The sequence below is a fragment of the Planktosalinus sp. genome, from assembly GCF_059864935.1.
Map to the genome: position 1 here is coordinate 1 of NZ_JCBCCK010000099.1, position 9,263 is coordinate 9,263.

The following is a 9,263-nucleotide window of genomic DNA, read 5'->3' on the forward strand; positions in this document are numbered from 1 at the left end:
ATTATCATCTACGGCAATATGGTCATGAGAAGTGTGATTGAAGAAAAAACAAACAGAATCATTGAAATTATCATTTCCTCAGTAAAACCCTATCATTTAATGATGGGAAAAATCATTGGCACATCATTAGCCGGTATTACGCAGTTTTTAATTTGGGTGGTTCTTGGAGGCATTTTTATGCTTGTGGCCACAACACTTTTTGGAGTACAAATGGACCCTTCAACAATGGCAAATCAGGAAATGATGGAGCAGGCCAATAATTCTGGAATTCAGGCTGTGTTGTATGACATTGCCCGTTTACCGATACTAACTTTAATCGTGTCATTCCTCATATTTTTTATCGGTGGATACTTTTTATACAGTTCGATTTACGCAGCTATAGGAGCAGCAGTTGACAATGAAACAGACACGCAGCAGTTTATGTTTCCTATCATTATACCGTTAATGCTGGCAATGTATGTAGGCTTTTTTGCAGTGATTGAAAATCCTCACGGAACTGTTTCAGTGGTTTTTTCACATATTCCGCTTACTTCACCCATTGTGATGTTAATGCGTATACCTTTTGGAGTGCCTTGGTGGGAAATTCTAATTTCTATGTTAGTCTTATTTGCTACATTTGCTTTGGTGGTTTGGTTTGCTGCAAAAATCTATCGCGTAGGTATTTTGATGTATGGGAAAAAGCCCACCTATAAAGAGTTGTACAAATGGCTAAAATATTAATACTTTGAATGATACTACACTAGATACCGTAAAAGACGTTATACCACAAAGTTACTGGGATATATTTCAAAATTTCGCTCAGTTTGAGTTGTTAAAGTTTGGAACTGAAAAAAATGAAATCGTTATTACCATCGGTCTTGTCATACTGTTGTTTTTATCGCTGTTTATTGTCAAACTCCTTCTTAGGCTCATCAGAAAAATCTACACCCGAAAAATGGATGCCGAAGAGAAGATTCGTTTTCTCGCCGCCTATAATTTCACAGGTTATTTTGTTTATATACTGGTAATTGTTTCGGTCATCAGTTCATCAGGAATTGATATCACATTGATTTTAACCGCAACCGCAGTTCTCTTTATTGGATTGGGTCTCGCTATGCGCGAAATTTTTCAGGATATTATTGGGGGTATATATATCATTTTTGACAAATCAGTCCAGGCAGGAGACATTATTGAGTTGAACGGAACGGTATGTAAAGTTTTTGATACTAAGCTCAGAACAACTTTAGCTGTTACACGTGATGATAAAGTTATTGTTATTCCAAACCACAAATTTGTAACAGATCCTATAATCAACTTTACACAAAATTATAAAAACACAAGACAAAGCGTAAGTGTAAGGGCTGCCCTTGATTCTGATGTTGAAAAAGTAAGGGAAATTTTAGTTCAGGCTGCAAAATCTCAGAAAAGAATATTAAAATCGCCTGAACCCTTTGTTATGCTTGAAGAATTTGGGGAATATGCGTTACAATTTGGCATTTACTTTTTCATATCTGAAACTTTTTACGAACTCAGAATAAAAAGTGGATTGCGTTTTGAAATTGAGCGCCTATTTAGGGAAAATAATATCAGGTTCCCTTATCCTCAACAAGATTTAAATATTAAACAATTCCCCACAAGGGAAAATTCATAGGTTAAAATTTCAGTTATGCCCAAAATACTTATTATCGAAGACGAAGCCGCCATCAGGCGTGTTTTGGTTAAAATACTTTCTGAAGAAAACGACACTTATGAAGTCTTTGAAGCTGAAGATGGACTCGCCGGAATGCAGCTCATCAAAAACGAAGACTTTGACCTTGTGCTTTGCGATATTAAAATGCCAAAAATGGACGGAGTTGAAGTACTTGAAGCCACCAAAAAAATCAAACCAGAAATACCCATGGTGATGATTTCCGGTCACGGCGATCTGGATGTAGCCGTAAACACCATGCGACTTGGTGCTTTTGATTACATTTCAAAACCCCCGGATTTAAATCGTTTGTTGAACACAGTAAGAAACGCCCTCGACCGAAAAGAATTGGTGGTTGAAAACAAGCAACTCAAAAAGAAAGTCAGCAAGAACTATGAGATGGTGGGCAAATCTAAAGCCATTCATCAAATCAAGGATATGATTGAAAAAGTGGCACCCACAGAAGCCCGCGTTCTTATTACCGGACCCAACGGTACAGGAAAAGAGCTCGTTGCCCACTGGATTCACGAAAAAAGCGAACGCTCCAAAGGACCGATGATCGAAGTAAACTGTGCAGCCATTCCACCTGAGTTGATTGAAAGCGAACTCTTTGGTCATATCAAAGGTGCATTTACATCAGCGATAAAAGACCGTGCAGGAAAATTTGAAGCTGCCAATGGCGGAACACTTTTTTTGGATGAAATTGGCGATATGAGCCTGGCGGTTCAGGCAAAGGTGTTGAGGGCGTTACAGGAAGGAAAAGTACAACGTGTGGGTAACGACAGAGACATTAAAGTAGATGTGAGGGTAGTGGCCGCAACAAACAAAAACCTGAAACAGGAAATTGAAGAGAAACGCTTTCGTGAAGATTTATATCACCGCTTAGCTGTTATTTTAATCGAGGTTCCTGAACTTAATGAACGAAGAGAAGACATTCCTCTTTTAATTGATTTTTTCACAGAAAAAATTTCGGAAGAGCAGGGAACAGCCAAAAAGAATTTCACCAAAGAAGCAGTCAAATTGCTTCAGGCCTATGACTGGACAGGAAACATCAGAGAACTACGCAATGTTGTAGAAAGACTGATCATTCTGGGCAGCAAGGAAATTACTGAAGATGATGTTAAAATGTTTGCCAGTAAATAAGGTAAACAAATCTTTAGTATATTTAGCACTTGATGCTTAATTAGGATGAAAAACATTTCGCTTGAACAATTCAAAATAACCGGTCAGGTAAACATCAAAGACCTCCCGACGACTTATTTTCTTGATACATCTTCCAAAAAAATAGTCGCTCACCTAAAGAAAACCCGAAAAAAGCTCGGCGACTTACAAAACACCCTTTATGCTCACGGTAGATATGGTGTTTTGGTGTGTTTTCAGGCAATGGACACCGGTGGCAAGGACAGTCTAATCAGGGAAGTGTTTAAGGATTTTAATGTAAGGGGAGTGGTCAATCACAGTTTTAAGTTACCTTCTGAGAGAGAATTGAGGTACAACTACCTTTGGCGGCACTACGTTGCTTTACCTCAAAGAGGAAAATATTCTGTGTTCAACAGATCCCATTATGAAAACGTTTTGGTAACCCGTGTTCATCCGCATTATATACTTAACGAAAACATTCCCGGCATTGAAACAGTTGATGATATCAATGAAACATTCTGGAAAAAACGCTTTGAGCAAATCAATCATTTTGAAAAAACCATTTCAGATAACGGTATAATCATCATTAAATTTTTCCTGAACATTTCCAAAGAGGAACAAAAAAACCGTTTGTTGAGAAGACTTGATAAGCCCAACAAAAACTGGAAATTTTCTCCCGGCGATTTAAAAGAGCGAAAACTTTGGGACATATATATGGGTTATTATGAAGATGTGTTTAACAATACTTCAAAAGAGCACGCTCCCTGGTATTCAATACCGGCAGATGATAAGGACACCGCAAGAATGTTAGTAGCAAAAATCCTGCTGGATACCATGGAAAAATACACAGACATTGTAGAGCCCGAACTGCCCGACGAACTAAAAGCACAAATTCCACACTACATAAATCAGCTTGAAAATGACTAATTTATTTTATACAATGAAGAAACTACTTTTTATTCCCATTTTAATCCTTATTTCATTTAACGCAACTTCACAAAAAGTCAACCAGGAAGACTCCTTGATGATTCGAAGTATATACGACCAAGCCCTTGTTAACGGTAAAAGTTATGACTGGTTGCGCCATATCACAAAAAACATCGGTCATCGCCTTTCAGGTTCTGTTGGCGCAGAAAGAGCGGTTGTATATACAAAAGAAGAACTGAATAAACTTGATTTGGACAAAGTCTGGTTACAATCGGTTATGGTGCCCAAATGGGTGAGGGGCATAAAAGAATATGCTTATATCGAAACTTCACCCGGCAACACAACAGTTGTAAATATTAGAGCCTTGGGTGGTTCAACCTCTACGCCACAAGGTGGGCTTAAAGCCCCAATAATTGAAGTCCACGGCATCGAAGGTTTGGGTAAACTAAGCAGAAGCGATGTGGAAGGTAAAATCGTTTTTTTCAATAAAGCGATGGACCCCAGATACATTGAAACATTTGGCGATTACGGAAGCACCGTTAGTCAGCGTTCACGAGGTGCTTATGAAGCATCTAAATTAGGAGCAGTTGGAGTAATTGTTCGTTCAGTAACTTTAAAAGAACACGAATTTCCACACACAGGCGGTATGTCATACAGGGATTTACCTCTTGACCAGCACATTCCTGCTGCTGCTATCAGTACTACTCACGCAAATATGTTAAGCGGTATGCTTAAACTACAACCGGATTTACAATTCTATTTTAATCAAACCAGCAGAATGATGCCTGATGTCCAATCACACAATGTGATTGGGGAAATCAAAGGAAGCGTTCATCCTGACCGAATTATATTGGTAGGAGCACACCTTGATTCCTGGGATTTGGGCGAAGGCGCTCACGACGACGGAGCGGGTTGTGTTCAATCAATGGAAGTACTAAGAATTTTAAAAAACCTTAATTACACACCCAAGCACACTATAAGGGTCGTTCTCTTTATGAATGAAGAAAACGGCACACGAGGTGCCAGAAAATATGCTGAAGAGGTCGAAAAGAAAAATGAACCACATATTTTTGGTATTGAAAGCGATGCGGGAGGGTTTACACCACGTGGTTTTTCATTTGCCGGTTCAGATGAAGAATTGCAACACCTCAAACAATGGCAGCCACTATTTGAGCCCTATTTAGCCAATTTATTTGTAAAAGGATTTAGTGGAGTTGATATCAGGCCACTTGAAAAAGAAAACAACATTATGGCCGGATTAAAAGTGGATTCTCAACGTTATTTTGACATCCACCATGCAGAAACCGATGTGTTTGAATTGGTTAGCAGAAGAGAATTGGAATTGGGTGCCGCCGCTATGGCATCCATCATTTATTTGGTGGATAAATATGGTACTGTGAATTATCCGGTGGAGTAATACTTAGATTAATTTCTTTTTTTCAACACCCTTGTATGTTTATTTACGAGGGTGTTTTCTTTTAAACGGAAACATCACCTGCTTTCCAAAATCCTCGGGAAAATCTTCATCATCGTGAAAACCAAGTTCAATATCCCTTCCGTCGTTGGGAACATAAGCTGTTTTAAAAAGGTAATCCCAAATGCTTAGGGTTAAGCCGAAGTTCATTCCATAAGGATGTTCATTGGGCAACTCCTTGCTGTGGTGCCAAATGTGCATTTTTGGGTTGTTAAAGATGTATCCAAATTTTCCATAACTCCAGCCCACATTGGCGTGATTGAGGTGTCCTACCAATACACCAAACATATGCACCACAAAAAATTCCTGTATGCCAAAACCTATCATTGCTAAAGGCACATACTGAACCGTTTTGTAAATGATGGTTTCCATAAAGTGAAATCTAAATTGTGCTGCAAACCCCATCTCCTTCACACTGTGATGCACTTTGTGGAATTCCCAAAGCCAAGGCCGCTTGTGCAATTGGCGGTGCACGTTCCACTGAATAAAGTCAGCAATCACAAACATAATGAGCAATTGTGACCAGACGGGAAGGTTTTGTATATTGATGGCCACCAGATTAGTAATTCCAAACAGGCTGAGAAAATCATTAAACAACTCGACACCTATGTTTGAAATGGCATTAAACCCAATCAGCGAAAAAATAAAAAAATTAAAAACAATGTAAAAACTGTCCAGCCAGAACCCGCGCCTGAAAATCTTTTGGTTCTTTCGCCAGGGGAGAATGATTTCAACCGCCCAAACCAAAAGTGACAAGGCGATTAGCCAATAGAAATAATTAGCCCACGAAGGATTTGAAATTTCGTATACTAAATAATTCCAGTATCCTGAAAAGGACTCTTGAGCGATGTTGATGTATTTTTCCACCTGACAAAATTTTTGTCAAAACTATTAAACACTTTTATTTAAATGAGTAACCTAAGTTACAAAAATTTTAAAGTTTTGAATCCAAATCGGCAATGGTGTTGGTGATAAATTGAACCACTTTGTGGTAAAAACCGGGATGGATTTTTGAGAATTCATCACCCGGTTTGTGGTAATCGTCGTGGTCTTCAACACCAAAATACATAAACGGTATATTATTTTTGTAAAAGTGAAAATGGTCAGATTGGGTTGACCAGTTACTCTTTCCGTCAAAGCCATTGTGACCAAGACTCACTTTTATAGGTAGAAAATTTTTGGGAATAGAGTTGAAGTACTGTTGTAAAGAAGGGGTTAATCTGGTACCCGAGATATAAATTTCGTTATTATCGTTACGGCTAATCATATCCATATCGATGTTGAGCAGAATGTTTTTCTCTCCTTTGTTTTCAACAAAATACCTAGCACCCTGAAGACCTAATTCTTCCGCATCAAGCACAAGGAAAATTAGCGAATTTTTAGTCGGATTTTCTTTAAAATAGCTGGCCATAACCATCAGTGCTGCAGTTCCTGAAGCGTTGTCATCTGCGCCGTTATAGATGGAATCACCGGCTATGGGTCTGCCAACACCCACGTGATCATAATGAGCCGTGATGGCAATGTATTGGTCAGGGTTTTCGGTTCCTTTTATTGTGGTGATGATATTTACGGCATTATAAGAATTGCCCCTGCGTTCAAATGAAAATGGTTGCAATAATACTTCAAGATTATTGGATAATAAGTAATCAACGATATAGTTTCTTGCTTTAATATTTCCGGGTTCACCGGCTTTTCGGCCTAAAAGTGCATCTGAAGATAAAAACTCAAGATGTTTTAAAACCTCCTCTTTTGAAATATGTGCCCCGTCAAATCCTATTATATTTTGATAAGTTGTCGAATTGAGGTTTAAGGGCAGTTTTTGAGGTAAATCTTGTGCAGTTAAATTCCAAGCAAACAAAAGAAATATAAAACCGGTTACAAACTTTAATGGCATTTTAGTCGTTTTTTAATTTAAATTCGGTTAAAATACAATTTTGGTAGTGGAATTTAGAACCTGTTTAAAATTATCTCTCCATAAGTTGAAATTAAAAATATAAATGAGTTATTTTAGACAGGAAATTGAGCGATGAAAGCCATTAGAATCAAACCTATTAGAAAAATTACTTACCTGCAACTGTTGTTGCTACATATTGGCATTGCAGTTTCTGTGTATCTGTTTCCATTTTCATCAAAAATCATTTACCTGTTCACTGTAGCTTTTTTCTTTTTCCTGATTGTTTCCAAAGGCAATAAAAATGACGAAGCATTGTTGGCAGCTGCTTATATTACCGGGGCTGAGCTTTTTTTCAGGATGACAGGTGGGGCCTTTTTTTATGAATCCGGAAAGTATTTGGTAATTGTCTATCTAGTACTTGGGCTTTTTTATAATGGTGCATCAAAGCGCACCCTTCCGTACTGGATATATATCTTTTTACTTATGCCCGGGATTTTTTTTTCGGGTATGAACCTGAACTATGACACCAACATCCGGACAACCATTGCATTTAACCTGAGTGGTCCCTTTACGGTGGGGATTGTGGGAATTTACTGTTTTTTCAGGAAGATTTCTGCAGAGAGAATACATCATATTTTTTTGGCGGTCATGCTCCCCATTATCACGCTTACATTTTATTTGTTTGTATATACACCCAGTATCAGGGATTCCTTAAGCGGAACTGCATCAAACTTTGCAGCATCGGGAGGTTTTGGGCCCAATCAAGTAGCTACCATTATGGGACTTGGTGCCATTATTTTATTTATCAGGTTGTTTAGTGTTCAGAGCAGGTTTGTTAATATTATTGATTTAATTCTATTGTCATTTGTTTGTTACAGGGGTTTGGTAACGTTTTCCCGCGGAGGAATGATTAGTGCCTTAATTTGTAGCATTGCTTTTTTAATAGTTTATTTCTACAAGTCTGATACAATTACAAAAGCCAAACTGCTACCTCGAATTATTGGAATAGGTTTTGCCCTTATTCTCACCTGGTTGTTTACCTCTACGCAAACTTCTGGATTATTGCAAAAGCGATATAGCAATCAAGATGCTGCTGGCAGGGTCAAGCAAGACATTACTACCGGTAGGGCAGAGTTGATTGCAACAGAAATGGATGCTTTTTTTAGCGCTCCTTTAACCGGTATTGGAATTGGCAAAATCAAGGAATATAGAGAGGAGATTGCCGGGGTAAGTTCAGCCACCCATAACGAACTAAGCAGGTTGCTTTCAGAACACGGATTGCCAGGCCTGATAGCACTTTTTATTTTAGTCATAAGCCCTTTGCTTTATTGGCTGTTTTACAGACCCAATGTTTACTTTTTTGCATTTTATCTCTTTTGGCTGTTTACGATAAACCACTCATCCATGAGGTTGGCTGCCCCCGGATTTATTTATGGACTTTGCCTGTTATATATCATTCATGAAAAAAATATTATACATAGGAAACAAACTCAACCGGCAGAAATTAACTCTAACAACCATTGACACACTTTCTGTCTTATTTGAAAAAGAAGGTTACCAAGTCAGGACAGCGTCAAGTAAAAAAAACAAAGTACTTCGGTTAACGGATATGGTTTTTTCGGTTTTCAGATATAAGAATAAAACGGATTGGGTACTTATAGATACTTACAGCTCACAAAATTTTTACTACGCATATGTTGTAGCGCGATGTTGTAAATTTTTATCTCTGCCGTACATCCCGATTTTACATGGTGGTAACCTGCCTGAACGATTGAAGAATGACAAACCTAAAAGTGACTTTTTATTTAAAAATGCAACAGTAAATGTGTCACCTTCTTTGTATTTGCAAAAAATATTTGGTGATTTTGGCTATGAAAATACTGTTTATATTCCCAATACAATTGAAATTAAAAACTATCCCTTTTTAAAAAGACCGATGGAACCAAAATTACTTTGGGTAAGGGCGTTTTCTGAAATTTATAACCCAATACTCGCATTAAAAGTTGTAGAACGGTTGTTGACACATTTTCCGCAGCTGTCACTTTGTATGGTGGGGCCTGAAAAAGATGGTTCACTTAAACAGTGTAAAGCTTACGCTAAAAAAAATAATTTGCCCGTAATTTTTACCGGAAAACTTGATAAAGAAGCCTGGATAAAACTTG

9 protein-coding genes are annotated in these 9,263 nt (G+C 38.0%); 7 read left to right on the forward strand and 2 right to left on the reverse strand.

The annotated features are described in order from the left end of the window. From AC6F75_RS04220 to AC6F75_RS04240, 5 genes are all read left to right on the forward strand, one after another. The coding region (locus AC6F75_RS04220) for an ABC transporter permease (RefSeq protein WP_500713698.1) at positions 1–720 on the forward strand (720 nt) is incomplete at its 5' end. A 4-nt stretch (positions 721–724) separates the two neighbouring features. Next, complete coding sequence (locus tag AC6F75_RS04225) at positions 725–1,630, forward strand: mechanosensitive ion channel domain-containing protein (RefSeq protein ID WP_500713699.1); 906 nt, start codon at positions 725–727, stop codon at positions 1,628–1,630. Positions 1,631–1,645: 15 nt separating this feature from the next. Next, positions 1,646–2,809, forward strand: coding sequence for a sigma 54-interacting transcriptional regulator (locus tag AC6F75_RS04230; protein WP_500713700.1), 1,164 nt, complete (start codon positions 1,646–1,648; stop codon positions 2,807–2,809). A 45-nt stretch (positions 2,810–2,854) separates the two neighbouring features. Beyond that, positions 2,855–3,733 (forward strand): PPK2 family polyphosphate kinase, encoded by an 879-nt coding sequence (locus tag AC6F75_RS04235; RefSeq protein ID WP_500713701.1) that lies wholly within the window; start codon positions 2,855–2,857, stop codon positions 3,731–3,733. Next, positions 3,726–5,150: a M20/M25/M40 family metallo-hydrolase gene (locus AC6F75_RS04240; RefSeq protein WP_500713702.1), complete on the forward strand. Its 1,425-nt coding sequence runs from the start codon at positions 3,726–3,728 to the stop codon at positions 5,148–5,150. Before AC6F75_RS04235 ends, AC6F75_RS04240 begins: the two co-directional genes overlap by 8 nt. 39 nt (positions 5,151–5,189) lie before the next feature. Here AC6F75_RS04240 and AC6F75_RS04245 read toward each other — a convergent pair whose 3' ends face one another. Together AC6F75_RS04245 and AC6F75_RS04250 are read right to left on the reverse strand one after the other, a co-directional pair. Further along, on the reverse strand, positions 5,190–6,074 hold the full coding sequence (locus tag AC6F75_RS04245; protein ID WP_500713703.1) for a sterol desaturase family protein: 885 nt from the start codon (positions 6,072–6,074) through the stop codon (positions 5,190–5,192). A 67-nt stretch (positions 6,075–6,141) separates the two neighbouring features. Beyond that, the gene (locus tag AC6F75_RS04250; protein ID WP_500713704.1) at positions 6,142–7,101 is read right to left on the reverse strand and encodes a M28 family peptidase; all 960 of its coding nucleotides are present in this window, start codon (positions 7,099–7,101) and stop codon (positions 6,142–6,144) included. Positions 7,102–7,233: 132 nt separating this feature from the next. Here AC6F75_RS04250 and AC6F75_RS04255 point away from each other — a divergent pair, with 132 nt between their 5' ends. Together AC6F75_RS04255 and AC6F75_RS04260 are read left to right on the forward strand one after the other, a co-directional pair. Continuing rightward, positions 7,234–8,625 (forward strand): O-antigen ligase family protein, encoded by a 1,392-nt coding sequence (locus AC6F75_RS04255; RefSeq protein ID WP_500713705.1) that lies wholly within the window; start codon positions 7,234–7,236, stop codon positions 8,623–8,625. After that, positions 8,561–9,263: glycosyltransferase family protein (locus tag AC6F75_RS04260; protein WP_500713706.1), on the forward strand; the 703-nt coding region annotated here is incomplete at its 3' end. The genes AC6F75_RS04255 and AC6F75_RS04260, both read left to right, overlap by 65 nt.